Here is a 26,034-nt window from a genome sequence, read left to right as displayed (position 1 = left end):
CTGTCAGTCCAAGGAGAGTGAACACCCCCGAATAGAAAATAAGAAAATCCTGAAGCTGTACCAGGACCGATGCTCCGAGGAGAGCGGTGCCGGCCAGCAGCGACGTGGAGGTGACCAGTCTGACCACGATTGGGGGTCGTGATCGAGACCTTTGCGGTGCCCGCCGGTGTCGCGTTTCCTTCATCCCGTCCTCCGCCAGATGATGCGGAACCGGCCTAAACCGGACAACATACCGCTGGGTGCCTACCGGGATCATCGGGACATTTGCGCGCGCCGATCACAATAGCGCCTCTGGAGTCTCGCTGGTACCAGAACGTTACAGAAATTCGGGCATTCGTCACCCGCCTCACCAGCCGACCTGACCACTCCCCTACCTCGAAGTCAGTACCGCGTACCTGTCCTGACCACCGGAAAAGCAGTGGCCCGGCGCGCCGGAGGCGATCTAACGTTGAGCGTCGTGAACACTCGCAGCCCTCAGACGATCAGTGACGGATCCGGCCGTCCGGTGCTCAGCTACGTCGAGGGCACCCGCGCCGGACGCCCCTACGCCGACATGGCCAAGGTGCTCGGCCCCGGCGCCGACGAGGTGATCCTGCGCCGGCTGCCCGGCTGGGTGGTGTCCGGCGACGAGGACCTCGGCAGGCGCCTGCTCGCCGCCGGGGCGTCCCGGCTACGGCACGCCCACACCTACTCGCGCGACCTGCGGGCCGAGCCCGCGCCCGCCTGCTGGGCCGAGACCGGGTACGGCGTGGTGGCCTGCGACGCGGTGCCTCCCGCCGAGGTGTTCCCCGCCTGGCGCGCCGCCTACGGGCCCGGGCACCCCGACCACCACGACACCGGCGACGCCGCCCTGCTGGCCGGTGAGCTGGCGCCGCTGCTGGCCGGGAGGTCCTGGGGCCCGCTGCTGCCGTGCGGCGGCCTGCTGCTGCGCCAGGACCGCGTGGTGGCCGGCGTGCTGGTGGGCACGCTCGGCGCCGACCCGCCGTTCGGCGGCCCGTGGGTGATGGACGTGTTCCGCGACCCCGCCCCCCGCTTCGCCGGGCTCGGCGGGGTGATGCTGCGCCGCGCGCTCGCCCTGGCGACCATGCACGGCCTCCCGGCCCTGGGCCTCGCCGTCACCGAGGGCAACCCCGCGCGGCGCCTCTACGAGCGTCTGGGCTTCCGCCACACGGCCTCCGCGATGACGGTGATCGTCCCCGGCGAGGTACGGGCGGACGCCGCCGCCGAGCACGGCTGACCCCGGGCGCCGCGGGCCCGGCCGCCGGAGGTCTCAGGCCGCCTCGGGGCTCAGCCAGACGTAGCCCGCGAACCTGCCGCCGATGCGGTCCCTGCGGTGGGAGTACAGGTCGGCGCTCTCGATGGTGCAGCGGTCGTCGTGGCGGACGTCGGCGACGCCGGCCCGGGCGAGCTGGGCGGCGATGCCCGCGCGCAGGTCCAGCGCGGGGGTGCCCGCGCGGGTGGTGGACCACGCTCCGGGGACGGCCGCGGCGACCTGGTCGCGCAGCGCCCCGGGCACCTCGTAGCACGCGCCGCAGGCCATCGGGCCGATCAGCGCGATCAGGTCGCCCGCGCCGTACGCGCGCATGGCCTCGACCAGCGCGGGCACCACCCCGGCGGCCGTGCCCGCCCGGCCGGAGTGGGCGCCGCCGACCAGCCCGGCGGCGGGATCGGCGAGCAGGACGGGGGCGCAGTCGGCGGCGAGCACCGCGAGCGCGAGGCCGGGACGGTCGGTGTAGACGCCGTCCAGCTCGGGAGGGTCGACGCCGAACGGCTCGGTGACGTAGCCGACGTGGGGGCTGTGCACCTGCCGCATGAACACGACCTTGGCGGGGTCCAGGCCGAAGCCCTTGGCGGTGATGGCGCGGTTCTCGCTGACGGACACCGGGTCGTCGCCCACCGACCCGCCGAGGTTGCGGGTGCCGTACGGCCCCCCGCTGACCCCGCCGTGCCGGTCGGTGAACGCCATGCGCACCCGGTCGATCGCAAGCACGGCGCCAGCCTACCCGTCAGGCCCGTCGCAGGGACTCGTACAGGGCGTGGGTGCGGGCGGCGACGGCGGCCCAGGAGAAGTGCTCGACGGCCCGCGTCCGGCCCGCCTTCCCCATGGCGGCGGCCGTGCCCGGGTCGGCCAGCAGCGCGGCGACCCGCTCGGCGAGGGCGTCCGCGAACGCCTCGGGCTCGCGCGGCTCTCCGTCGGCCAGGGGGTCGATCGGCACCAGCAGCCCGGTCTCGCCGTCCGCGACGACCTCGGGGATGCCGCCGGTGGCGGTGGCCACCACCGCGGTCTCGCAGGCCATGGCCTCAAGATTGACGATGCCCATGGGCTCGTACACCGACGGGCAGACGAAGACCGTGGCGTGCGTGAGGATCTGGATCACCTCGGGCTTCGGCAGCATCTCCGAGATCCAGACCACGCCGGACCTGCGGGCCCGCAGCTCCTCCACCAGGCCGGTGATCTCGGCCGCGATCTCCGGGGTGTCCGGGGCGCCCGCGCACAGCACGAGCTGGGCGTCCGGCGGGAGGGCGCGGGCGGCCCGCAGCAGGTGGGCGAGGCCCTTCTGCCGGGTGACCCGCCCGACGAACAGCACGTACGGCCGCGCGGGGTCGATGCCGTGCCGGGTGAGGACGTCCGTGCCTGGGTCGGGGGCGTACTCGGCGGTGTCGATGCCGTTGTGGATCACACCGACCCGGGCGGGCGGGATGTCCGGGTAGCAGGCGAGCACGTCGCGCCGCATGCCCTCGGAGACGGCGATCACCGCGTCCGCGGCGAGCAGCGCCTCGCGCTCGGCCCACGAGGACAGGGTGTAGCCGCCGCCGAGCTGCTCGGCCTTCCAGGGGCGCAGCGGTTCGAGGCTGTGCGTGGTGACCACGTGCGGGACGCCGTACAGCATCTTGGCCATGTGACCGGCGAAGTTGGCGTACCACGTGTGGCTGTGCACGAGATCGGCGCCCTCGCAGGCGGCGGCCATCTCCAGGTCCACGCCGAGCACCTGCAGCGCCGGGTTGGCCGCCTCCAGGCCGCCGGGCACCCGGTAGGCGTCCACGGCGGGCTCGGCGCGCGGGGCGCCGAAGCAGCGGACCCGCACGTCGGCCAGGCGGCGGAGCTCCCGCGCGAGGTATTCGACATGGACGCCGGCCCCGCCGTAGACCTCCGGCGGGTACTCGCGGCTCAGCAGATCGACACGCATGGGTAGACCTTAGCCGTCTGTGATGTTTGAGCGGATTTGGTGAGGAAAAGGCGGGTAACGTCGTGCTATGACGACGTCCAGAATCCTCGCGATCGTGCTGGCCGGTGGCGAGGGCAAGCGGCTGATGCCGCTCACAGCCGACCGGGCCAAACCGGCGGTCCCCTTCGGAGGCATCTACCGCCTGGTCGACTTCGTACTGTCCAATCTGGCCAACGGCGGCTACCTCAAGATCGTCGTCCTCACGCAGTACAAGAGCCACAGCCTCGACCGGCACGTGTCGCGCACCTGGCGGCTGTCCGCCATGCTCGGCAACTACGTCACGCCGGTGCCCGCCCAGCAGCGGCTCGGGCCCCGCTGGTTCGCCGGGTCGGCGGACGCGCTGTTCCAGAACCTCAACCTGATCTACGACGAGCTGCCCGAGCACTGCATCGTGTTCGGCGCCGACCACATCTACCGCATGGACCCGCAGCAGATGGTCCGGCAGCACGTCGACTCCGGGGCGGACGTCACCGTCGCCGCGATCCGCCAGCCGCTGACCATGGCCGACCAGTTCGGGGTGATCGAGACCGACCCGGCCGGGCGGCGCATCGTGGCGTTCCGGGAGAAGCCCACCGACGCCATCGGGCTGCCGGACGCGCCCGACCAGATCTACGCCTCGATGGGCAACTACGTCTTCAAGACCCAGGCCCTGATCGACGCCCTGCGCGAGGACGCGCTCGACCCGAGCAGCCGGCACGACCTCGGCGGCGACATCATCCCCATGTTCGTCAAGGCCGGCGGCGCCGAGGTGTACGACTTCGCCGACAACGTGGTGCCCGGCTCCACCGAGCGCGACCGCGGCTACTGGCGGGACGTCGGGACGCTGGACGCCTACTACGAGGCCAACATGGACCTGGTGTCGGCCCATCCGGTGTTCAACCTGTACAACTCGCACTGGCCGATCTACACCGGGCACGACCCGCTGCCCCCGGCCAAGTTCGTGCACAACGACGGCGACCGGGTGGGGCAGGCGCACGACTCGCTGGTCTCCCCCGGGGTGATCGTCTCCGGCGGCACCGCCTGCCGGTCGATCCTTTCGCCGGGCGTGGTGATGCACTCCCACTCCCAGGTGGAGGATTCGGTGCTGATGGGCGGGGTGAAGATCGGCCGGGGCGCCATCGTGCGGCGGGCGATCATCGACAAGAACGTGGTGGTCCCGGACGGGGCCAGGATCGGCCTGGACCTGGAGTACGACCGCTCCCGATTCGCGGTGACGCGGGCGGGCGTGGTGGTCATCGCGAAGAACGAGATCATCGACCGGTAGGCGCGCGCCCTTGGTCAATCCATGGGGCGTCTGCGACTAGCCGCTATATCTGGGTAGGCGTTGAAGTATGACGGAATTTCGGCGAGGCCCCGACGACATGGGCGACGACGAGCAGTTGAGCGAGATCGCGGAGTGGACCGGCGACGTCCGCCTCGGGCACAACTTCGAGGAGGAGGACCCGGAGCACACCGGAGGTATCTCCCGCCGCGTCCGGCAGGAGGTCCCCGACCGCCCCCCGCACGCCGTGCGGGAGAACATGCGGCTGGTCGCCCCGGACGAGGGCGCCCACGAGGACGTGGACTCCGAGGAGTTCGCCCTCTACGCCGGACCGGACGACGACGATCTGTCCGCCGAGGAACGGGCCATGCACATCGAACCCGAGTAAAGCGCCGGCCTTCGCACGCTAAAGTCCCGGATGTGCGAAGATCACGGCCATTCTGGCGGCTGACCCCGGCGGAACGACGCGTGTGGGACGCCTATCCCTCCGGCGACTGGGTCGACCTGCGGACCGGTGACTGCCGGAAGGACGACCCGGCCGAGGGCGGCCGGTGGGGACGCGATCGCACGGTGCGCGCCGGGGTGCTGACCGCGCTGCTGCTCGGCGCCCAGCCCCCGGAGGACGGGCGGGTGGCCGGGCTGCGGCTGGCGGGCGCGCGGATCACCGGCCTGGTGAACCTCTCCGACGCGAACCTCACCACCAAGCTCCACCTGCTCAACTGCCACATCGGCGGCACCATCGCGCTGTCCGACGCGACCACCAAGGGCGTGCGGTTCCGCGGCTGCGACATCCATCGCATCAGGGCCGCCCGCTGCACCGTCGACGGGCTGTTCGAGCTCGACTCCTGCACCGTCCACGCCGGGGTGCGCCTGGACAACGCGCACATCAGCGGCCAGTTCCGCCTCGCCGGGGCCCGCCTGTTCGCGCCCCGTTCCGACTCCTCGCCCAGCGAGAGCTTCAAGTCCGACCCGCGCCGTCCCTACAGCGACACCGAGCAGCGCGAACGCGGCTGGGATCAGCACCACTGGGCGCTGTGGGCCGGCGGGCTCACCGTGGACGGCGGCGCGTTCTGCCGCGACATGCGCACCGAGGGCGGCCTGCGGCTGATCGGCGCCCGGTTCAACAGCGGCCTCTACCTGCAGCGCGCGGTGATCAAGGGCACCGGTAGCCAGGCCGTCTACGCCGACCACATGCAGGCCTCCAGCGTCGAGTGCAGCGAGGGCTTCACCGCCGAGGGCACGGTGCGGATGCGCGGCGCGCGGATCTCCGGGGTGCTGTCGTTCAACAACGCCGTGCTCGGCGACGAGCGACGCTGCCTGCACCTGAGTCACATGCAGGTGGACGAGCTGATCCTCACGCCCGCCTCGCTGAAGGGCGAGGTCAACCTCGCGTACTCCCGGATCGGGGTGCTGCTCGACAACCCCCGCGCCTATCCCGGGGATGTGCGCCTCAACGGGTTCGTCTTCGAGTCGCTGCGCGGCGGCACCCCCTTCGCCCACCGGCTGGGCTGGGTGGCCAAGGACCCCGACGGCTACCGGCCGCAGCCGTACGAGCAGCTGGCCTCCTGGTACCGCCGGATCGGCCACGACCAGGACGCCCGGCGGGTGCTGCTCGCCAAGCAGCGGGCCCGCCGCGGCACGCTGAGGCTGCCGAGCCGGGTGGCGGGGTACCTGCTGGACCTCGCGGTCGGGTACGGCTACCGGCCCTGGCTGGCCGGGGCGTGGTTCGCCCTGCTGCTCGCCGCCGGGACGATCATCTTCGCCGGCCACCCGCCGGCCCAGGTGGGCCTGGACGAGCGGCGGGTGTTCCACGCGTTCCCCTACACCCTGGACCTCCTGGTGCCGGTGAGCGTCTTCGAGCTGCGCGGGGCGTGGGAGCCGGTCGGCTGGACGCAGTGGGTGGCCAACACCCTCATCGCCTGCGGCTGGATCCTCGCCACCGCGCTGATCGCCGGCGGCACCCGGGTGCTACGCCCCTCGTCCGCCTGAGTCGACCCGCACGCCCCGGGTGCCGACGATCCTGCGCGGCTCGGGCACGTCCTCCACGCGTACCCGCGGCAGGGACTCGGGGTGGTTGCGCCGGATGTAGTCGACCATGTGCTCGCGCATGTCGCACTTGAGGTCCCACACGCTCGGCGCGTCCGAGGCACTCATCAGGGCGCGCAGCTCCACCAGGCCGTTGGGCTGCACGCCGGTGACCTGGAGCGTCCAGTCCTTCTGGTCCCACAGCGGGTGCTCGCGCAGCGCGCGGTACAGCTCTGCGCGCAGCTCGGCCACCGGGACCGCCCAGTCGACGCTGAAGGTCACGTGGCCGATGACGCGGCTGCCGTGCCGGGTCCAGTTCTCGAACGGGGTGTTGGTGAAGTACGACACCGGGAGGATCAGCCGGCGCTCGTCCCACAGCCGCAGCACCACGTAGGTCAGGGTGAGCTCCTCTATGCGGCCCCACTCGTCGTCCACCACGACCACGTCGTCCAGCCGGATGGCGTCGCTGAACACCAGCTGGAGCCCGGCGATCAGGTTGCCCAGCGTGGACTGGGCCGCGATGCCCACGACCACGCCCGCGATGCCCGCCGACGCGATCAGCCCGGCGCCGAGCGCCCGCACGGCGGGGAAGGTGAACATGATCGCGCCGAGGGCGATCAGGATGATGACGGCGGCGGCCGCCCGGCGCACCAGGGTGATCTGGGTGCGGATGCGGCGCGCCCTGCGGTTGCGGTCGCCCTCGACGTGGCCGAGGCGTTCCAGCACTACGTCGGTCACCGCGTACGCGGCCTGGATGATCAGCCAGGTGGAGCTGATGATCAGCAGCACCGCGACGGTCTGCTCGACCGGCCCCTCGAAGGACCGGCCGGACATGCCGGGGACGTAGACCGTCTCGAAGGCGACCAGCCCCGCGGTGGCGAACCCGGGCCAGGTGCAGCGTTCGACGATCGGCCCCGCCAGGGAGAAGCGCCCGTTCACCCTGCGGGACCTGAGCAGCCGCCTGAGCAGCTCCACCACCACCAGCGCCGCCACCACGGCGACGACCAGCACTATCCACTTCACTGCCGATGACACCGGCCGTGCTCCTTCGTCGTTCCCTCGCCGATCCGGGACGGACCCTAACCGCTATCTGGGCTCAAGAATCCCCCAAACCGGGGTCAACTACGAGATAAGCATCACAATCTCCTCGAAGGGACGGAGAGGATGCCTCAGGCGCGCAGGCCCAGGTCGCCGAAGGCTTTGCTCAGCCGGGCCGCCTCCACGCGGAGCCACTGGCCGAAGTCGTCGCCGTCCAGGTAGAGCGGGGCCCAGCCGTTGCGGTGGCACAGCTCCCGCCAGGACGCGGTCTCGGTGACCGCGCGGCACATGGCGACGAGGGCGTCCCTGTCGTCGCCGGGCAGGTCGCCGGGGCCGAGCAGGGCCCGCCAGTCGGCGCAGTACAGGTGGGCGTCGCACTCGAACAGCGTGGGCGCGTCCAGGCCGGGCAGGCGGTCGGGGGCCGAGACGGCCAGCACCCGCAGGTCCCCCGCGCGCACCCGGGCGCGCAGGCCGGAGTGGCTGCCGAGGACGACGGCGGCGAGCCCGCCCGCCGACGCGCCCGCCGCCTCCTCGCCGGTGCGGCACGCCACGTAGTGCGGCAGCCGCGGGTCCACGCCGAGGCTCTGGGCGAGCATGCCGAACATGACGTGATCCACGCCGCCCTCGGCGCGCCCGGCGACCGCCACCGCGGCCGGGTCGCGCCGCATGGTGTCGGCGAACGCCGCGAACGAGCCGATGGCCGAGGCCGAGGGCACCGCGACCAGCTCCCACTCCCCGCACAGCCGGGCCAGCGGGGTGATCCCGGCGAACGCGGTGGCCTGGCGCCCCGGGCGTACCGTCCCCACCGTCTCCAGCTCGGCCAGCATGAGCCGCCCGGGCCCGCGGGCGGCGGCGAACTCGGCCAGCGCCGAGCGCTCAGGCCGGTTGACCACCTCGACCCCGCGCACCAGGGCCTCCCGCTCCGCCAGGCCGCGCAGCGACCGCGCCACCCGATCGGCGACGGACCCCGGCGGCCCGGGGACGATCAACGAGATACCGGAGTTCGCCAGGGCCCGCTCCCGTGCGCCGATGGCGCTCCCGCATCCGGCGGCCGCCGCGGCAAGGCCGGCGCCGAGCGCGAGCACCTGCCGTCGACGCATACTTCACGCCCTTTCCCCCGATATTCGACTAAATGCCCAATTAGTCACCCCGCCACACGGCACCCCCCTGGAGGGCGACGCGGGGCGTGCGCGGGGGATGTGCGTGCGCGCGGGAAGGGCGATCGTGGCGGGGAGCCTGGTGTTCCGCGACGAGGATCAGGCACTCGCCGGACCGGCGCTCGGCATGCCGAGCATGTTCGTGCCGATGTTCGGGTCACCGTTCAGCGGTGGCGGCCGCGGGGCTTGAGGCGGGTGGTGGGGAGGGCGGGGGCGGGGAGGGGGGCGCCGGCGAAGCCGGGGACGGTGCCGAACTCCCTGCCGTGGGACCACTCCTTGCGGAAGCGCTCGATCTCCTCGTGGGTGCGGCCGACGAAGTTCCACCACATGACGAGCTCCTCCTCGAAGGGCTCGCCGCCGATCAGGAGGACCCGCGCGGGGGTGGGGGCGTGGAAGGACAGCTGCGTGCGGCCGGAGCCCAGGTACAGCAGGGGGCCGGGGTCGAGCGTCACGCCGTCGGCCTCGACGCCGCCGGACAGGGCCAGCACGGCGTACTCGAAGCCGGGGCGGACCGGGAAGGTGACCTGGGCGCCGTCCTCGAAGGCCAGTTCGGCGCCCACCAGGGGGGTGTAGGTCCGCGCGGGCGAGGTCACGCCGTCGAACTCCCCCATGATGACGGTCGCCGCGACCCCGGGGCGGGTCGCCACCGGCAGGTCGGGGTGGTGGTCGAAGGCCGGGTCGGCGTACCGGTGCTTCTCGGGCAGCGCCACCCACAGCTGCACGCCGTGCAGCACCCCGTCGCCTGCCTCGCCGGACTCCTCGGCGTGGGAGATCGCCCTGCCGGCCGTCATCAGGTTCAGCCGGCCGGGGGTGATCAGCTGCTCGCTGCCGAGGCTGTCGCGGTGCAGCACCTCGCCGCGCAGCAGCCAGCTCACGGTCTGCAGGCCGGTGTGCGGGTGCGGCGGCACCCGCATGACGGCCCGCTCGGGGCCGTAGTGGTCGACGAAGCACCACGCGCCGACCATCCGGCGGTCGCGGTTCGGCAGGGTGCGGGTCACCTTCATCGCGCGCGGGCCGCCGAGCACGACCTCCCGGCCGATCAGCGGCTCGCGCACGGGGCCGTCCAGGGCCTCGGCGCTGCCACCCCAGGTGGTCTCCCGCGGTTCCTGTTCCAGGTTGCTCACCAGACGACTGTACGGCCCTGACGCAGGGGAGATACCAGAGTTTTGCCCGATTTGTGATGCTGTCCACTCACACCGCGTGCCCACCCGGTCACGCGACCGGCGCCGCCCGGCCCGTCCCAAGGGTGCGGGCCGGACCGGGCGAGGCCGGGCGGATCACTCGGCGCGCCGGGGGGCGAGGTCGCCGGGGCGAGCCCGGTGAGCGGGTGAGGCGAGGTCAGCGGGGGCGGGCCTCGACGTAGGAGACCCCGGGCATGGGGAGGTCGAAGGCGGTGGTGAGGGTGCCGCGTTCGGCCCGCACCGTGGCCGGGGGGTGGAGCTCGTCGAGGGTGTTGCGGGCGCGCAGCTCGGCCCACTGGTCCGTGGTCGGCCAGTCGCCGCCGCCCATGGACGCCCACACGCCCTCGATGTCGGAGTGCCCGCGGTCGACGCGGTGGTGCGTCAGGACGTACTCGCGGTCGGCGAGCCCGGCGAAGGTCAGGGTGACCCGCCGGCCGAGGATCGGGGCGCCGCCGGCCTTGGCGTGGTCGAGCGTGCCGTTCCACACCAGCGCCCCGGCGCGGCCGTCGTCGTGCCGGGCCGCCCACGCCTCCACCCCGCCCGCGTCGCCGGTGACCTCCACGGCCAGCTCGTGGTCGCCGAGCCGCTCGGCCAGGACGAGCGCGAGATAGCGGGGCTTGCGCAGGTTCCCGACGGTGAGCAGGCCGAACCCGCCGTGGAACAGCCGCGGCGGCCGGCCCAGCTCCTCGAAGTGGTCCGAGGCCACCCAGTGCGACAGCGCCTCGACCCGCCCCGCCGCCGACCGCATTCCGTGCAGGACGAACGCCGCGCCGAACGGCCCGTCGCCGACGCCGTGGAAGTGCGTCGGCGTCGGTCCCCACTCGGTCCACCAGATCGGCGTGCCCGCCTTGCCGTACCGGGCGAGGACCGGCCGCCAGTCCAGCGGCGCGTTGCCGTAGGTGTGGGTGGAGACGAAGTCGAGCGACGCGCCCGACCGGACGGTGTGCGCGACGAGCTCCTCGACCCAGCCGTTGGCGGCGCTGGCGGGGCCGCCGACGCGCAGGTCCGGATGCACGTTCTTCACCGCCGCGGCGGTGACGTCGTACAGCCGGAGGTACTCCTCGGGAGTGCCGCTCCAGAAGACCTCCAGGTTGGCCTCGTTCCACACCTCGAAGGACCATTCGGCGACCAGCTCGGCCAGCCCGTAGCGGTCGGCCAGGTGGTGCACCAGGTCGTGGACCAGGTCGCCCCAGCGGTCGTAGTCCTTGGGCGGGGAGATGATCGCCCGGTAGTCGAACACGGTCTTGGACGGGTCGGCGGCCAGGTCCCGCGGCATGTAGCCCAGCTCCACGACCGGCCGCAGGCCGAGACCGGTCAGGGTGTCGTAGACCCGGTCCACCCCGGTGAAGTCGTGCACCGGCGCGCCGTCCACCTCGCGGTAGACGCCGAGGTCGTCGCCGAGGATGGCGTGCGCGCGCACGGCGCGCACGCCCAGCTCCTCGCGGGCCAGGCGCAGCGCCGCCGCCAGCTCGGCCCCGATGGGACGGCCGCCGGTCTCCTCGGCGCTGAGCATGTGCGACAGGTGCTCCGAGCCGATCATCGGCCGCCAGGGCCGGGGCAGCGGCCGGGTGACGCGGCCCGCGTCGACGCCGACCGCCACCGCGTGGTCCCCGCCGTCGTGCGGGGTCGCCGCGACGGGGGCCGAGAACTCGCCGTGGACGTCCATCGTGCCGAGGGCGGCCACGACGTAGTGCGCGGTCCGCCCCGGGGTCACCGCCGTGTCGGCGTACCGGGTGGCCGGCACGCCGGCGACGTCCACGTGCGGCGGCTTGGTGCTGCTGAACGGCCCGTCCGGGCTCTCGCCCCGGTGGACGAGGTAGCCGATCGCCCCTTCCACCGGTTCCCACTCCAGCGTGACGTGCCCGGCGCCGGCGGTCGCGCGCAGCCCCCGCGGCACGGCGGGGATCGCGGGCTCGACGCCGGCGACCGCGCTCGCGTCGCCCGAGCTCCGGTAGATGCGCGCTCGCCAGTCGGTGCGGGCGGAATCGGTCATGTCGTCTTCTCCCCGATCGATGGTGGTTCGCTGGTCGCGCGGGTCGATGGTGGTCGTCAGCGCATCCGGGAGTCCCACACCTCGTCGCCCAGCACGGGCTTGAGCAGCCGCTCCGCGCCGCCGCGGGTGTAGTAACGGCGCATGGCGTCGTCGGCGAGGGCGTTGCCGAGGGCGGCCATGACCATCCCCTGGTCGAGGGCCAGGTACTCCTTGGCCACCGTGCCGCTGCGCACGGCCACAGCGTCGTAGAAGCCGCCGGGGCCGTAGGAGGCGAAGTCCTTCCGCAGCCGCGCGAGGTTGTCCAGCGCCTTGTCGCCCGCGTAGCGCAGGGCGAGGAAGGACGCGTGCGGCGTCACCACGCCGTCCCCGTACTGGGTGGGCTCGGGCTTGGCGGGCCGGCAGTCGCCGAAGCCGGGGTCGGTGGAGGTGCGCTCCTGGTCGGAGGTGTAGCCGTCGGTGTCCATGCCGAGGGGGTCCACCCCGTACTCGCGGTAGCCGCCGGCCGGGTTGTCGGACGGCGAGAAGCCCCAGTAGCCGTACTTCGCCTCCTTCAGGCCGTGCTCGATCTGCGCGGCGACGTAGACGGGGTGGTTGCGGCCCCAGCTCCGCCGGCCCCAGGTCTCCTCGGGGACCACGAGGTCGGCCATCAGCGCCTCGAACATGCTGCCGCCCCAGGTGGGGACGAACCGCATGCCGCGGTAGCCGTAGGTGCCCTCGAAGACCTCGATGCCCCGGTGCGTCCGCCAGGCGCCCTCGGGCTTCTGGTCGGACCAGCCCCAGTCGCAGGTGTCGGGGAAGGTGCGCCACATCCCGAAGTAGTGGGTGGCGGGCACCTGGCCGAGCGCGATGGCGACGTAGCTGACGATGCGCGTCTCGGACATGGCGCCGTAGCGGTGACAGGTCGAGTACACCGTCGTGCCGGTGTGCGCGTAGTCGGTCTCCTGGGAGCAGCCCTCCGGCGGCTCCGGCCAGTAGCCGCCGGTCATCAGCCCGGTGCCGACGTCCGCCCGGCCCTGCGGGTCGTAGAAGGCGGTGAAGTCCATCCGGGACAGCAGGGCGCGGGCCTTGGCGGACTGCTCGGGCACGGCGTTCCCGACCATCGTCAGCGCGGTGGCCAGCCAGGCGTTGTCGACGCTGGACACGAACGGCCGCACCGGGTCGCCGGTGTCCGGCCAGGTGCGCACCACCTGCAGCGTCGCGGGGTCGTACCAGTTGTAGTACAGCCCGGTGGCGGTGTCGTGGTCGAGCCGCCCGAGCGCGTCCAGCACGCGTCCGGCGCGCGCGGCGGCCTCCCGGCGATCGATCAGCCGCAGGTCGCGGGCGGCCAGCGTGCTCCACAGGTACGTACCGGCGTTGGTCGGCGAGGTCACCTTGGCCCGGGTGGTCAGGTCGCCGGACACCTTGTCGGCGGGCAGGCCGGTGCCGGGGTCCACCATGGCGGCCATGGAGCGCCAGGTGTCGGCGGCGTACCGCCGGAGCACCGAGGCGCGCGAGTCGGCCGCGACGGTGGGTGCCGTCCCGGCGACCAGGGCGAGGGAGAGTAAGCCGGTGAGGACTGTCTTGCGCATGGGCACCTCAGATCGCTCGAACTGTCCGGTGGGGGGTCATCTGAGCCCGGCCGTGGCCACGCCCTGGACGAAGTAACGCTGGAGGAACAGGAACAGCAGCAGGACGGGGGCGATGACGACGATCACTCCGGCCAGCAGCAGCCCGTAGTGGACGGCTTCCCGGCTCGACAGGCTCGCCAGCGCGACGGGCAGGGTGTACATCTCCTTGCGCTGGGCGACCACGGCCGGCCAGAGGAAGCCGTTCCACGAGGTCATGAAGGTGATCAGGCCGAGGGTCGCGAGCACCGGCTTGCAGAGCGGCAGCACGATGCGGAAGAAGATGCGCAGCTCCCCCGAGCCGTCCACCCGGGCCGCGTCCACGAGCTCGCCGGGGATCTCCCCCATGAACTGCCGCATCATGAAGACCCCGAGCGGGGTGACCAGGCCGGGCAGCACGATGCCGGCGTAGGTGTCGGCCAGGTTCAGGCTCGCCACCGTCACGAACTGCGGGATGAGCAGCACGATGCCCGGCACGAACATCTGGAGCAGCACCAGGCCGAAGACCACGCGGCCGCCGGAGAAGCGCAGCTTGGTGAGCGCGTAGGCGACCATCGAGCAGAACAGCAGGTTGGCGGTCACCACGACGGCCGCGACGACGACGCTGTTGAACGTCACGCGCACCACGTCCATCCGCTCGAACAGCAGGGCGTAGTTGTCGGTGACCCATCGCAGGGGCAGGAAGGTGGGCGGGTCCTGCCGCAACTCGGCGTCGGTCTTGAACGAGCCGAGCAGGGTCCACAGGAAGGGGCCCGCGACGGCCACCAGCCCGATCGTGAGCGCGGCGTACAGCGCCGCGACGCGTGCTCTCCTCACGGTCACGCTCCTCACCTCCCGGGCCGCAGCCATCGGAACTGCGCGAACGAGAACGCGGCGATGACGGTGAACAGCACGGTCGCCGCCGCCGCGCCGTAGCCGTAGTCGCCGAACCCGAACTGGTTGAAGATCGCCAGCGAGGCCGACAGGGTCGAGTTCAGCGGCCCGCCCCGGGTCATCACCAGGGGCTCCTCCAGGAACTGCAGGAACCCCGCGGCGCTGTAGACGCTGCAGAACAGCAGCACGGGGCGCAGCATCGGCACGGTGACGCGCCGGAATCTGGCCCACGTCCCGGCGCCGTCCACGGCGGCCGCCTCGTACAGCTCCTTCGGCACGCCCTGCAGCGCGGCGAGGAAGACGACCATGTCGAAGCCGAAGTTGCGCCACGCCGTCATGACGACCAGCGCGGGCAGCGCGGTGCGCTCGTCGAGCAGCCAGGCGGGCCCGTCGACGCCCACGGACCTGAGCAGGTCGTTGACCAGCCCGGCCTGGGGGTCCAGCAGCAGCCGCCAGGCCACGGCGATGCCGATGATGCTCGTGACGTAGGGCAGGTAGTAGCCGAGCCGGAAGAACGTGCGCAGCCGGGTGATGCCCGAGTTCAGCAGGACGGCCGCCGCCAGGCCCAGCGCGATGGTCAGCGGCGTGGTGGTGACCACGAAGAACAGCGTGTTGGCCGCCGCCCTGCGCATCGTGTCGTCCTGGAACAGGCGCTCGAAGTTCCGCAGGCCGACGAAGTTCACCGCGAGCGGGTCGCGCACGTCGGTGCTGCGCATGTCGGTGAAGCCCATGACGAGCCCGGCGAGCAGCGGCAACGCGTACATCAGGGCGAACACCGCGAGGAACGGGGCCGAGAACAGCCACGCCTGGACGTTCTTCCCGGGCGGTCTCGCCGCGGCCCGGCGGCGAGAGGCCGTTCCCCGGGCGGGCGTGCCGCGGCCCGTGCCCGGGTCCCGGCCGCGGCGTGCCAGGCCGGAGGCGGGGGCGGCGGACATCACAGGCCGGTGCCGACCGCGTCGGCCTGCGCCTGGACGGCCTTGGCCGCCTCCTGCGGGGTCGACCGGCCGAGGACGACCTTTTCCACCTCCTGGTCGATCACCTTGGAGATCTGGTCCCAGCTCGGGAAGGGCGGGGGCGACTTGGCGTCCTTCAGCTGCTCGCCGAAGACGGCGACGCGCTTGTCCGCGGTGAGCTCGGGGCGCTGCCACGCGGCCTGGACGGCGGGCAGGTCCTTGACGGCCTCGAACCAGGCGGCCTGAGTGGCCGGGTCGGTGAGCCACTGGACGAACTTCCAGGCGGCGTCCCTGTTCTTGGCGTCCTTGAAGACCACCAGGTCGCTGCCGCCGATGAAGCTCGTGCCGCCCGCGCTGCCCTTGGGGTAGGGGGCGACGTCGAACTTCTCGGCGAAGCCGGGGCCGCCGTCCTTCTCCATGGCGGCGATCATCCACGGCCCGGAGAAGTACGCGCCGACCTTGCCCTTGAAGAAGCTCGCCGGGAACGACGCCGGGTCGACCTTGTTTGAGGCCAGGCCCTCCTTGAAGTAGGACTGCTGCTGGGTCAGTGCGTTGACCATCTCGGGGGTGTCGAAGGTCCACTTGCCGTCCGAGCCGCTGATCGAGCCGCCCTGCTGCCAGACCAGCGGGAGGATCTCCTGCCAGGACCCCACGGTGTAGTTGAGGTTCACGCCCTGCGTGGCGCCGGCCTTCTGCAGGCCCTTCGCGAAGGCCTTGGTCTCCTGCCAGGTGGCCGGCGGCGTGAGCCCGGCCTTGGCCGCCAGGTCCTTGCGGTAGTACATGACGCGGGTCTCCACGTACCAGGGGACGCCCCAGGCCGTGCCGTTCACCTCGACGGTGTCCCACGCGCTGGGGAAGAACGCGGACTCGTCGATCAGGTTGCCCGGTGTCGGGTCCACCGCGCCGGTCTTGGCCAGCTCGCCCATCCAGGTCGAGCCGATCATGCTGACGTCGGGGGTCGCGCGGCCGGCGATCGAGGCGGTGATCTTGTCGTGCGCGACGTCCCAGCCGATGGGCGTCACCGTCACCTTCACACCCGGGTTGGCGGCCTCGAACCGCTTGGCGAAGGCGGCGAGCGCCTCACCCTCCGAGCCCATGGCCCACACCGAGAGGGTGCCGGTCACCGGGGCGGTGGTGTTCACGTCCTTGGGCTTCTCGGCGGCGCCGCCCGTCCCGCGCCCGCAGCCGGGCACGACGAGCAGGGCGGCGGCCAGCAACCCGGCCAGGGCCCTGGTGCCGCGCGCGGTCGTCGTGTACGTCTCTCGTGTTCCGTGTGCCGTGGTCCTGTACGCCGTCAACTCACTGACCTCCTGGGGGGTGCGGCCCGCAGCTGTCGCGGACGACCAGCTCGGTGCCGAGAGTGCGATGGCTTCGCTCGAGGCCCGCGCCGTCGATCAGCCGGTCCAGCGCGCGGGCGGCCTGGGCTCCCAGCTCTCTCATGGGCTGGCGCACGGTGGTCAGCCCGGGCCGCGCGTGGCGCGCGGCCATGATGTCGTCCCACCCGGTCACGGCGACGTCGTGCGGTACGGACAGGCCGAGGCGCTCGGCGGCGAGGATCACGCCGAGCGCCACCTCGTCGTCGGAGCAGATCACCGCCTCCGGCCGCCCCGCGCCGCCCAGCAGCGCGAGCGCGGCCTGGTAGCCGCTCTCGACGGTGTACTCGGCGGTGGCCACCGGCTCGACGGCGTCGCCGAGCACCGCGCGCACGCCCTGCCAGCGCTCGTCCACGTCGTCGCCGGTCGCGTACGGCGCGCCGAGGAAGACGAACCGCCGGTGGCCGTGGCCGCGCAGGTGGATCGCCAGGGCCCGCGCGGCCTCGGAGTTCTCGCTGCGCAGGGTCACCGCGCCCGGCCTTGGAGCGTGCGAGATGAGCACCAGGGGCAGGCTGGAGGCCACCAGCTCGCCGACGACGTCGCCGGGGACCGTGCTGCCGAACACCGCCAGGCCGTCGACCCGTCCGGCCAGCTCCCGCACCAGGTCCCGGACCGGCTCACGTCCCTTGGTGGACAGGATGACGACGGACCGGCCGAGCTCGGAGGTGACCTCCTCGTAGCCGATGAGAACCTCGGCGAAGTAGGGCCCGGAGAGGTTCGGGAAGACGATGCCGTTGGCGGCGTGCCTGCCCTCGGCGAGGCTCACCCCCGCGCGGCTCGGCGTGAAGCGCAGCTCCTCGACGGCGCGCAGGACCTTCTCGCGGGTGTCCGCCGCCACCGGCCCGGTCCCGCGCAGCGCGCGCGAGACCGTGGCGATCGACACCCCCGCGCGGCGCGCGACCTCGTAGATCGTCACGCCACCCGGCACCGAGGCGTCCCGCCCGTCCATGCGACCTCCTGGATGTAAGCGCTTCCACTGCTGAAAGCGACGAAGCCTATGGAAGCGCTTACAGTGCCAGCACCATGCCCGCGTCACCGGAATGTAAACAAATCCGCACAACATCGGAGACCACGGCTCGCGCGAGCCGTGGTCTCCGGGGCGAGGGCTACTCGACGGTGACGCTCTTGGCCAGGTTGCGGGGCTTGTCCACGTCGCGCTCCAGGGCGACCGCGGCGTGGTAGGCCAGCAGCTGCAACGGGATGCCGAGCAGGATCGGGTCCAGCTCGACCTCGTTCTTCGGCACCACGATGACGTCCTCGGCGAGACCGCCGTCCGGCACCCGGTGGCCGACCATGAGCACCCTGCCGCCCCGGGCGCGGATCTCGCCGAGGGTGGTGAGGTTCTTGTCCAGCAGCTCGTCGTCCGGCACCACCGCGACCGTCGGCATCTCCGGGCCGATCAGCGCCAGCGGGCCGTGCTTCAGCTCGCTGGCGGGGTACGCCTCGGCGTGGACGTAGGAGATCTCCTTGAGCTTCTGCGCGCCCTCGCGGGCCACGGGGTAGCCGCGGACCCGGCCGACGAACATCATGCCGGGGCTGGTGGCGTACTTGCGGGCCAGCGCCTCGATCGCGTCGCTCTGCTTGACGATCTCCTGGATCTGGTCGGGGAGCTTGCGCAGCCCCTGCACGATGCGGCGCCCGTCGGCCGGGGACAGGTCGTGGATCCGGCCGAAGTGCAGCGCCATCAGCGCGAACGCGACCGCCGTGGAGGTGAACGCCTTGGTGGAGGCCACCGACACCTCCGGGCCCGCGTGCAGGTAGACGCCGCCGTCCACCTCGCGCGCGATGGCGCTGCCGACCGCGTTGACGACGCCGAGCACCCGGCCGCCCTTGCGCTTCAGCTCCTGCACCGCGGCGAGGGTGTCGTAGGTCTCACCGGACTGGCTGACCGCGACGTACAGCGTGTCGTGCTCGACGACCGGGCTGCGGTACCGGAACTCCGAGGCGGGCTCGGCGTCGGCGGGGATGCGGGCCAGCTCCTCGATCAGCTGCGCGCCGATCTGACCGGCGTAGTAGGCCGAGCCACAGCCGATGATCTTCACACGGCGGAACGCCCGGGTCTCCCGGGCGTCCAGGTTGAGGCCGCCGAGGTGGGCGATGTTGAAGCGGTCGTCCAGGCGGCCGCGCAGGGTGCGGGCCACCGACTCGGGCTGGTCGGAGATCTCCTTGAGCAGGTAGTGCTCGAAGCCGCCGGTGTCGTAGTGGCCGGCGTCCCAGTCGACGGTCAGCGGCTCCTTGGAGGTGGCGCGGGCGTCCATGGTGAACGTGCGGAAGCCGTCGGCCTTGAGCACGGCCAGCTCGCCGTCCTCCAGGTGCACCACCTGGCGGGTGTAGCGCACCAGGGCGGCCACGTCGGAGGCGCAGAACATCTCCTTCTCGCCGATGCCGAGCACGATGGGGCTGCCGTTGCGGGCCACCACGATCTCGCCGGGGCGCTGCGCGTCCAGCACCGCGATGCCGTAGGTGCCGACGACGCTCTTCAGCGCCCGGCGCACGGCCTCCTCCAGGGACTCGGCGTCCTGCGCGGTGCGGGCGAACAGGTGGGCGAGCACCTCGGTGTCGGTCTCCGAGGCGAACACCGCGCCGTCGGCGATCAGCTTGGCGCGCAGCTCGTCGGCGTTCTCGATGATGCCGTTGTGCACGACCGCGATGCGCTCGGAGTTGTCCAGGTGGGGGTGGGCGTTGACGTCGTTGGGCACGCCGTGGGTGGCCCAGCGGGTGTGGCCGATGCCGAGGCCGCCCTTGAACCGGGCGGGCACCACCGCCGCGAGGTCGGCGACGCGGCCCTTGACCTTGCGGACCTTCAGGCCCTTGTTGCTCACCACGAGACCGGCCGAGTCGTAGCCGCGGTACTCCAGGCGCTGCAATCCTTCGAGCAGGATCGGCGCCGCGTCCTTCGGCCCGACATACGCGACGATTCCACACATATTTCGATCTCCTTGGCGCTACCCGTAGACGATACGGCGCAGTTGGCGGAGCGACAGTTCAGGTGCCGCGACGCGCCGGGCGGACAACTCCACGGCGATGCCGGGAAATATCCGCTCATTGGTGAGACCCTGAGCCCTCATCTCACCGTGGCGACGCCGCACGAACTCCTCGGTCGACTCCGAGAAGTAGGTCACGACCTCCGCCACGACGCGCGCCGCCTCACCCGGCCCGAGCGGCGTCGTCCGGGTCAGGTGCGCGATCAGGTCCTCATAGGACTGTCGTGCCGTAGACACAGGCCAGGACTTTACGCATGAAATCACGACCACGCCAAGATTCCTGCCCGATATCGGGCAGGATCACGCCTGAACTTCCCATCACCCGCCCATCCCTCATCGTCACGGCCCTCCCCCCGCCCCAAGCCCCGGCCCAAGCCAAGACCCACCCCCGCGCTACCCAAGATTCCCTCACCCATCCCAACGAGCCCCGACCGTCCCCACCCGCCCCGCGAACGCGCTAGAGTCGTCTCATCACCGGGTGGAGATCCCCTCTCCGACATCCGGTAAAGTAGGACCTGCATCACCCGGGCACCCGCCCAGATGCACGCGCGGACGTGGCTCAGCTGGTAGAGCATCACCTTGCCAAGGTGAGGGTCGCGGGTTCGAATCCCGTCGTCCGCTCTGAATCCCGATCAACCCCGGGGCGATTAGCTCAGTGGGAGAGCGCTACCTTGACACGGTAGAGGCCACTGGTTCAATCCCAGTATCGCCCACCACGCACGCCCTCATCAGGCCCGGTTTCATGCCGTGCTCCACACCGGCACACCGGTCGCCGCCCGCCCCCAGACGGGCCTCATCACAATTTGAACCCGGGTGACCTCCGCCCCCGGAGAACGCACGTCCTCTCTAGGACCTCGCTCATGCATCTTGAGCCACTCCGGCCCCACAGGAGAGCCCCCGTGACCGTTCGATCCCGCGACCCGCGCCTGATCGACAAGACCGCGCGGTTGATCGAGTTCCTCAGGGAACTCGCCTCGGTCAAGCGGCAGCCGGTCCGGGACCTCGCCTCCTACGACGAGGTTCACTGGCTCAACGATCTGCCGGCCGACGTGAAGGTCCACACCGCGGCCGAGCCGGACTCGGTCCTCCTCGAGATCGAGCCTCCTCCCGTGCTGCCCGCACCGGCGATCCCGGATCTGCTGGACGGCTGGGTCGACGTCGAGCAGGCGAGCCGTCCGCGGCTCGGCGTCCCGCCGCTTCGCGAGGAGGGGCCGGTGGCCCACACCGAGATCCTCCACGGGGAACGGCGGATCATTACGAAACTGGTGGCCGCCGAGGACGCTCCAGGCGTCCTGGCCGCCTACGACGCGTGGGTCCCGGTGTGGCGCGCCTGGGCCGAGCAGGAGCGCGTCCTGGCCGATCGCCGTCACTGGCACACACGTCTGCGGACGCACGCCGACACGTTGTCGCAGCACGACGACGAGTTCGAGCTGGTGCTGGCCACGGGCCTGCTCACGTGGAAGTCCCCCGAGGGGGTGAAGGTCGGCAACCACCTTCTGGTCACTCCGGTGGAGATCCGGCGGGACGAGGAGTCGCAGCGCGTCGAGATCGTGCTCAAGTCGCGTACCGTCCTCCAGGACCGTTCCATACTCGACGACCTCGCCGGGTTCGACCCGCGGCGCACCGATCACCTGCGTAACCGCGTCCGGGAGGGAGACGCCGGGTTCGGACTGGGTGAGACGGCTGTCCGGCTGCTCCAGCTCTGGTGCGAGCGCGCCTTCGAGCACGGCGCCGCCTATGACGGCACGTGGCATCCCCCGGCCCAGGACGACCTCACCACCCAGGTCCGCCTGGCGCCCGCGCTGGTGTTCCGCAAGCGTGACCGCGCCTCCCTGATCTCGTACTACGACCAGATGCTGGAGGCCCTCTCCGGCCCGGACGCGAGGGCGCCGCTCGGGCTCGCGCAACTGGTGACCTCGCTGGAACCGGACGAGCGGATGACGTTCATGCGAGAGCAGGGCACGGGAACCGGTCTCGGCTCCGATCCCCTGTTCCCCCTCCCGGCCAACCCGGAGCAGAGGCAGATCATCCAGCGCCTCCGGGCCGACAACGGCGTGGTGGTCCAGGGACCGCCCGGTACCGGCAAGACCCACACCATCGCCAACCTCGTCGCGTCGCTGCTGGCCGAAGGGCAGCGAGTGCTGGTCACCAGCCAGAAAGGGCAGGCCCTGCGGGTACTGCGCGACAAGCTGCCGGCCGACATCGCCCACCTGTGCGTCTCGGCGACCGACCAGGCCCGGGGCGGATCGCTCGAGCTGGAGGGCAGCGTGAAGACGCTCTCCCTCCGCCACGCCGACTATGTCCCCGAGACACAGGCGAAGCGGGTGGAGGACAGCCAGGGCCGGCTGGACGCGGCCCGCCGGACCGTCGCGCTGCTCACCGAGGAGATCCGGTCGATCCGTGAGGCGGAGACGTTCGACCACGGCACGGTCTCGCCCGGGTACTCCGGCACCCTCGCCCAGATCGTCGCCAAGATCAAGGAACGTGAGGACGTTCTCGGCTGGATGCCCCGGGGCGGCGTCGCCGATCAGCCGATCACCGCGGGAGAGGCCCAGGAACTGCTCGCGCTGCTCGCCTCCGGCACCCCCCGGCGGGAGGCCAGGGTCGATCAGAGGCTGCCCGATCCGGGTGCTCTGCCGTCGGCCGAGCGGGTACGCGGGCTGATCGCGGCCGAGTCCGCCGCGCACCAGGCCGCGCACTCCGCCCGCGACGGGCTGTCCGAGCTGCTGTCGGCCTGCGACGACCGGTTGTTCGCCTTGCTGGAGGAGCGGAAGGACACCGCCGAGGCGGCGCTGCACGAACTGAGGGGCCGCGCGGACGCCTGGGTCGAGCAGGCGGTACTCGACGGGCTGCACAACCGTAGAGTCGCGCTGTGGGAGCAGCTCGAGTCGCACAGAGACCGCGCCTCGGCCCTGGCCCAGGCGGTCACGGCCATCGGCTTCCGCCGCATCACCCTCCCCGCGTTCGAGACGGCCGGACCGCGCAGCTTGAACGGCCAGTGGACGGCCGCCGTCCGTCTACGCGACCATCTCGCCGGCGGAGGCAAGCTCAAGCGCGGCCTGCTCGCCTCCCGGTGCAGAAACAAGCCGAGCCGATTCTGCGTGACGCGCTGGTCGACGGGATCAGCCCCACCACGGTGGAACTGCTCGACCTGGTCATCGCGGAACTGAACGGCCGCGCGGCGATCGACGCGCTCGGCCACGGCTGGGACCTGGTGGGGGTCACGTTCGACGAGGGACCCCTGCAACGGGTGTCGACACGTATCACGGAGACGTACGAGCAGCTGGACCTCGTGCGTCGCGCCCTCGCCGCGATCACCGGCACCATCAAGTGTCTCGCGGCCGCGGGCATCCGGATCTCACTGCGCACGCCGGATGACTGGTCCCGCTATGTCGCCTCGTTGCGTGCCGTCCGGCTGAGACTGAGCGCGGAGAAGGCCACCCGGGAGCTGACCGAGCTGCAGGCGGGCCTGGAAAGGGAGATCGCCATCGGGCGGACGCCGCCCGAGCTGACGGCGGCGTCCCGCGCGGTCGCCCGGCGGGACGCCCAGGCCTACGCGGAGTGCCTGACCGGCTTGGCCCATGCCCTGCGTGAGCTGCGCGACGAGAGCCGGTGCGCCGCGTTGTTCACCAGGGTCCGTGACGCGCATCCGGCGCTCGCCAGGCTCATGAGCACCACACCCGGCGACGCGGCGTGGCAGCGGCGCCTCGGTGACTGGGATGGAGCCTGGGCGTGGGGGAAGGCCGCCGGCTTCTTCGACCGGCAACGGCGGCGGGGCCGGGAACAGCAACTGGAGATCCAGCTGGAGGCGGAGACGCGGCATCAGCTCGACCTGGTCGCGGAACTGGCCGCTGAGAAGGCGTGGGACCGATGCCTCGGCCGGATGACCGCGGAGCATTCGCAGGCGCTCAGGGCCTATCAGGACTATATGAGCAAGCTGGGCAAGGGCACCGGCAGGTACGCGTCGCGTTACCGCGCGCACGCACGGGAGGCGATGAGCAAGGCACTCGACGCGGTGCCCGCCTGGATCATGCCGCTCCCGCAGGTGGCCGAGACCATCCCGGCGCTGCGTGATTCCTTCGACGTGGTCATCGTCGACGAGGCCAGTCAGGCGAGCGTCGAGGCCCTGTTCCTGCTGTGGCTGGCGCCACGGGTCATCGTCGTGGGGGACGACAGGCAGTGCGCCCCATCGATGATCAGTAAGGGTGAGCTGGAGCCGATCTTCCGGAAGCTCGCCACCTACCTGCCGGACGTTCCCGCCTACCTGCGGGACGTGTTCACACCGGGTCCCAGCCTCTTCGACGTGCTGTCGACGCGGTTCGGCTCGGTCATCCGGCTCAGGGAGCATTTCCGCTGCATGCCGGAGATCATCGAGTACTCCTCGCGGCAGTTCTACAGCGGTGAGCCGCTGGTCCCGCTGCGCCAGTTCGGTGTGGACCGGCTGCCGCCGCTGCGCACCGTCCACGTCACCGGAGCCTTCACCGAGGGGACGGCGACTAAGCTGCGCAACCAGACCGAGGCCAAGGCGATCGTCGAACAGCTCAAGGCGTGCGCCGCCGATCCCGCGTACGACGGAAAGACCTTCGGTGTCGTCGTGATGCAGGGCACCGGCCAGGTCGCGCTGCTCCAGAACCTGCTCCATGCCGAGATGGAACTCAAGGAGCTCGACCGGCGCAAGATCCGGGTCGGGACCCCGCCGGACTTCCAGGGCGACGAGCGTGACATCGTCTTCCTGTCCATGGTGGTCGCGGAGCAGCGAAGCGCGGTCACCAGCACCGAGTGGCAACGCCGGTTCAACGTCGCCGCGTCGCGGGCCAAGGACCAGATGTGGCTGTTCCACTCGGTCAGCCCTGACCTGCTGCGGGCGGCCGACCTGCGGCGCTCGCTGCTCACGTACATGCTCAACCCACCCTCGGTGCTGTCCACGCCGTCCGCCCTCGCGGAGGTGACCGAGGACGACCGCCACCCGCACTTCGACTCCCTGTTCGAGCAGCGGGTCTTCCTGGAGATCCGCGCGCGCGGGTACCACATCGTGCCGCAGTTCGAGGTGAACGGCCGCCGTATCGACCTGGTCGTCAGCGGGGCGCAAGGCCGGTTGGCGGTCGAATGCGACGGCGACCACTGGCACGGCACACCGGAACAGATCCGGCAGGACAACGAACGGGAGCGGGAGCTCAAAAGGGCCGGCTGGCGATTCTGGCGGATCCGGGAGAGCGAGTTCTACTTCTCACGGCAGGAGGCGCTGGCGTCCCTGTGGCAGACGCTGGAGCGGATGGGAATCCGTCCCGGTGACGGGGAACCGGCCGCCCCCGCCAAGGACGCCGCGCACTGGTCCGCCCTGGAGCTGGCCGCGGTCGACGGCTGGGACGGCCTGGAGGACGGCGATGTGTCCGACCTCGAACAGCCCGACCTCCCCCCGAAGTCCTCCGAACCCCGCCCACCGTCACGACGCCCCGGCCCCCCGCGGCCCCCCGCGCCCGCCCGCCCGGCACCGGACGTGCCGGCGGTGATCGCCGGCTCCCGGCGCGGCACACGTCCTCGCTTCAAAGATCTTGAGGGGACCGACTGGCGTGCGGGCACCGCCGAGGTACGTGAATGGGCCCGGCGAAACCGCTACGAGATGGACGACGACCGGATTCCAGCGCACGTGCTCATGGCTTATAACCACGCCCACCCCGATCGCCCGTACTGAGATCGCGGGCGTCGTGGTCACCTGGCGACCGTGGCGGGGGTCGGTGCTCTACGGCTCGCGGGTGCGGCGAGAGCGTGACCAGAGTCGGTTGAGCGGGCCGGTCAGTAGGAGTAGGAGGAGTGCGTAGTAGCCGACGCCGGGGAGGGTCGCCGCCAGGGCGAAGGCCAGGATGAGGAGGGTGGTGGCGGTGAAGGCGCCGGTGACTATTCTGCGGGGGATGGGGTTGGATTCCAGGGCGGTGCCGGGGGTGCGGTGGATGATCAGGATCATGGCGGTCTGGCAGAGGCTCGCGGCGAGGATCGTGGCGATGTAGAAGGCGGCGGTGAAGCGGTCCCCCTTGTAGATGCCGATCATCTCGGTGGGGAACGGGAGCACCACGATGGCGAAGAGCCAGCCGAGGTTCCACCGCATCAGGCCGTGGGTGTACGCCTGGACGTGGCGGAAGAGGCGGTGGTGGTTCAGCCACAGCTGGGCGATCACCACGAAGCTGAGGACGAAAGTGAAGATCTGTGGCCAGCTGCCGGCCACCAGTTCGAACGCGGACCTGCCGTCGTTCTCCGAGACCACCTCCACCAGCGGGAGCACCAGGAGGGTGAGGGCGATCGCCACGACCGCGTCGGTGAACAGGACGAGGCGGTCGGGCTCCGGGGGATGGTCACTTCTGGGCTCCGGT

General features: G+C 71.7%; 21 protein-coding genes and 2 tRNA genes. 9 read left to right on the top strand and 14 right to left on the bottom strand.

The window, feature by feature from the left end:
* The first annotated feature begins 457 nt into the window (after nucleotides 1-457).
* Nucleotides 458-1,237 (top strand): GNAT family N-acetyltransferase, encoded by a 780-nt coding sequence (locus tag ACFP1K_RS24570; protein WP_380757306.1) that lies wholly within the window; start codon nucleotides 458-460, stop codon nucleotides 1,235-1,237.
* A gap of 33 nt (nucleotides 1,238-1,270) precedes the next feature.
* Here the strand turns inward: ACFP1K_RS24570 and pgeF are convergent, their stop codons facing one another.
* The gene (gene pgeF / locus ACFP1K_RS24565; RefSeq protein ID WP_380757361.1) at nucleotides 1,271-1,966 is read right to left on the bottom strand and encodes a peptidoglycan editing factor PgeF; all 696 of its coding nucleotides are present in this window, start codon (nucleotides 1,964-1,966) and stop codon (nucleotides 1,271-1,273) included.
* Nucleotides 1,967-2,006: 40 nt separating this feature from the next.
* Nucleotides 2,007-3,188 (bottom strand): glycogen synthase, encoded by a 1,182-nt coding sequence (gene glgA / locus ACFP1K_RS24560; RefSeq protein WP_380757304.1) that lies wholly within the window; start codon nucleotides 3,186-3,188, stop codon nucleotides 2,007-2,009.
* A 67-nt stretch (nucleotides 3,189-3,255) separates the two neighbouring features.
* Here glgA and glgC point away from each other — a divergent pair, with 67 nt between their 5' ends.
* From glgC to ACFP1K_RS24545, 3 genes are all read left to right on the top strand, one after another.
* A complete protein-coding gene (glgC, locus tag ACFP1K_RS24555; RefSeq protein ID WP_380757302.1) occupies nucleotides 3,256-4,491 on the top strand; it encodes a glucose-1-phosphate adenylyltransferase in 1,236 nt (411 codons plus the stop codon).
* A gap of 67 nt (nucleotides 4,492-4,558) precedes the next feature.
* The gene (locus ACFP1K_RS24550) at nucleotides 4,559-4,876 is read left to right on the top strand and encodes a DUF5709 domain-containing protein (RefSeq protein ID WP_380757300.1); all 318 of its coding nucleotides are present in this window, start codon (nucleotides 4,559-4,561) and stop codon (nucleotides 4,874-4,876) included.
* Between the two features lie 32 nt (nucleotides 4,877-4,908).
* Nucleotides 4,909-6,477: a hypothetical protein gene (locus ACFP1K_RS24545; RefSeq protein ID WP_380757299.1), complete on the top strand. Its 1,569-nt coding sequence runs from the start codon at nucleotides 4,909-4,911 to the stop codon at nucleotides 6,475-6,477.
* Here ACFP1K_RS24545 and ACFP1K_RS24540 read toward each other — a convergent pair.
* Both ACFP1K_RS24540 and ACFP1K_RS24535 read right to left on the bottom strand, forming a co-directional pair.
* Nucleotides 6,457-7,548, bottom strand: coding sequence for a mechanosensitive ion channel family protein (locus ACFP1K_RS24540; protein WP_380757297.1), 1,092 nt, complete (start codon nucleotides 7,546-7,548; stop codon nucleotides 6,457-6,459). The genes ACFP1K_RS24545 and ACFP1K_RS24540 overlap by 21 nt on opposite strands.
* Before the next feature lie 134 nt (nucleotides 7,549-7,682).
* A complete protein-coding gene (locus ACFP1K_RS24535) occupies nucleotides 7,683-8,651 on the bottom strand; it encodes a tripartite tricarboxylate transporter substrate-binding protein (RefSeq protein WP_380757295.1) in 969 nt (322 codons plus the stop codon).
* A gap of 103 nt (nucleotides 8,652-8,754) precedes the next feature.
* Here ACFP1K_RS24535 and ACFP1K_RS24530 point away from each other — a divergent pair, with 103 nt between their 5' ends.
* The gene (locus tag ACFP1K_RS24530; protein ID WP_380757293.1) at nucleotides 8,755-8,898 is read left to right on the top strand and encodes a hypothetical protein; all 144 of its coding nucleotides are present in this window, start codon (nucleotides 8,755-8,757) and stop codon (nucleotides 8,896-8,898) included.
* On the opposite strand, the gene ACFP1K_RS24525 is transcribed toward ACFP1K_RS24530, so the two are convergent.
* From ACFP1K_RS24525 to ACFP1K_RS24485, 9 genes are all read right to left on the bottom strand, one after another.
* On the bottom strand, nucleotides 8,873-9,832 hold the full coding sequence (locus ACFP1K_RS24525) for a pirin family protein (protein ID WP_380757291.1): 960 nt from the start codon (nucleotides 9,830-9,832) through the stop codon (nucleotides 8,873-8,875). The two genes, ACFP1K_RS24530 and ACFP1K_RS24525, sit on opposite strands and share 26 nt — an antisense overlap.
* Nucleotides 9,833-10,046: 214 nt before the next feature.
* Entirely contained in the window at nucleotides 10,047-11,882 is a 1,836-nt protein-coding gene (locus tag ACFP1K_RS24520; RefSeq protein ID WP_380757288.1) for a GH39 family glycosyl hydrolase, read from the bottom strand.
* 56 nt (nucleotides 11,883-11,938) lie between these two features.
* Entirely contained in the window at nucleotides 11,939-13,450 is a 1,512-nt protein-coding gene (locus ACFP1K_RS24515; RefSeq protein WP_380757286.1) for a glucoamylase family protein, read from the bottom strand.
* A 36-nt stretch (nucleotides 13,451-13,486) separates the two neighbouring features.
* The gene (locus ACFP1K_RS24510) at nucleotides 13,487-14,302 is read right to left on the bottom strand and encodes a carbohydrate ABC transporter permease (protein WP_380757284.1); all 816 of its coding nucleotides are present in this window, start codon (nucleotides 14,300-14,302) and stop codon (nucleotides 13,487-13,489) included.
* An 11-nt stretch (nucleotides 14,303-14,313) separates the two neighbouring features.
* Nucleotides 14,314-15,294, bottom strand: a complete 981-nt coding sequence (locus ACFP1K_RS24505; RefSeq protein ID WP_380757281.1) for a carbohydrate ABC transporter permease — start codon at nucleotides 15,292-15,294, stop codon at nucleotides 14,314-14,316.
* Entirely contained in the window at nucleotides 15,294-16,610 is a 1,317-nt protein-coding gene (locus ACFP1K_RS24500; RefSeq protein ID WP_380757279.1) for an extracellular solute-binding protein, read from the bottom strand. The genes ACFP1K_RS24505 and ACFP1K_RS24500 overlap by 1 nt, the downstream gene beginning before the upstream one ends.
* Nucleotide 16,611: 1 nt before the next feature.
* Entirely contained in the window at nucleotides 16,612-17,634 is a 1,023-nt protein-coding gene (locus ACFP1K_RS24495; RefSeq protein WP_380757277.1) for a LacI family DNA-binding transcriptional regulator, read from the bottom strand.
* A gap of 157 nt (nucleotides 17,635-17,791) precedes the next feature.
* Nucleotides 17,792-19,612, bottom strand: a complete 1,821-nt coding sequence (glmS, locus tag ACFP1K_RS24490) for a glutamine--fructose-6-phosphate transaminase (isomerizing) (protein WP_380757275.1) — start codon at nucleotides 19,610-19,612, stop codon at nucleotides 17,792-17,794.
* Nucleotides 19,613-19,630: 18 nt separating this feature from the next.
* Nucleotides 19,631-19,906, bottom strand: coding sequence for a hypothetical protein (locus ACFP1K_RS24485; protein ID WP_380757273.1), 276 nt, complete (start codon nucleotides 19,904-19,906; stop codon nucleotides 19,631-19,633).
* A 311-nt stretch (nucleotides 19,907-20,217) separates the two neighbouring features.
* Here ACFP1K_RS24485 and ACFP1K_RS24480 point away from each other — a divergent pair.
* The 4 genes from ACFP1K_RS24480 (at nucleotide 20,218) to ACFP1K_RS24465 (ending at nucleotide 25,361) form a co-directional block, all read left to right on the top strand.
* A tRNA-Gly gene (locus ACFP1K_RS24480) sits at nucleotides 20,218-20,290 on the top strand.
* 20 nt (nucleotides 20,291-20,310) lie between these two features.
* Nucleotides 20,311-20,385, top strand: a tRNA-Val gene (locus ACFP1K_RS24475).
* A 183-nt stretch (nucleotides 20,386-20,568) separates the two neighbouring features.
* The gene (locus ACFP1K_RS24470; RefSeq protein WP_380757271.1) at nucleotides 20,569-22,839 is read left to right on the top strand and encodes an AAA family ATPase; all 2,271 of its coding nucleotides are present in this window, start codon (nucleotides 20,569-20,571) and stop codon (nucleotides 22,837-22,839) included.
* Nucleotides 22,743-25,361 (top strand): AAA domain-containing protein, encoded by a 2,619-nt coding sequence (locus ACFP1K_RS24465; RefSeq protein WP_380757269.1) that lies wholly within the window; start codon nucleotides 22,743-22,745, stop codon nucleotides 25,359-25,361. The genes ACFP1K_RS24470 and ACFP1K_RS24465 overlap by 97 nt, the downstream gene beginning before the upstream one ends.
* Before the next feature lie 48 nt (nucleotides 25,362-25,409).
* Here the strand turns inward: ACFP1K_RS24465 and ACFP1K_RS24460 are convergent, their stop codons facing one another.
* On the bottom strand, nucleotides 25,410-25,988 hold the full coding sequence (locus tag ACFP1K_RS24460; RefSeq protein ID WP_380757359.1) for a TMEM175 family protein: 579 nt from the start codon (nucleotides 25,986-25,988) through the stop codon (nucleotides 25,410-25,412).
* Between the last annotated feature and the right edge of the window lie 46 nt (nucleotides 25,989-26,034).

Origin of the sequence: Sphaerisporangium aureirubrum (genome assembly GCF_042658925.1) — a bacterium.
Taxonomy (GTDB): Bacteria; Actinomycetota; Actinomycetes; order Streptosporangiales; family Streptosporangiaceae; genus Sphaerisporangium; species Sphaerisporangium aureirubrum.
This window is presented reverse-complemented; position numbering and strand designations above follow the sequence as displayed.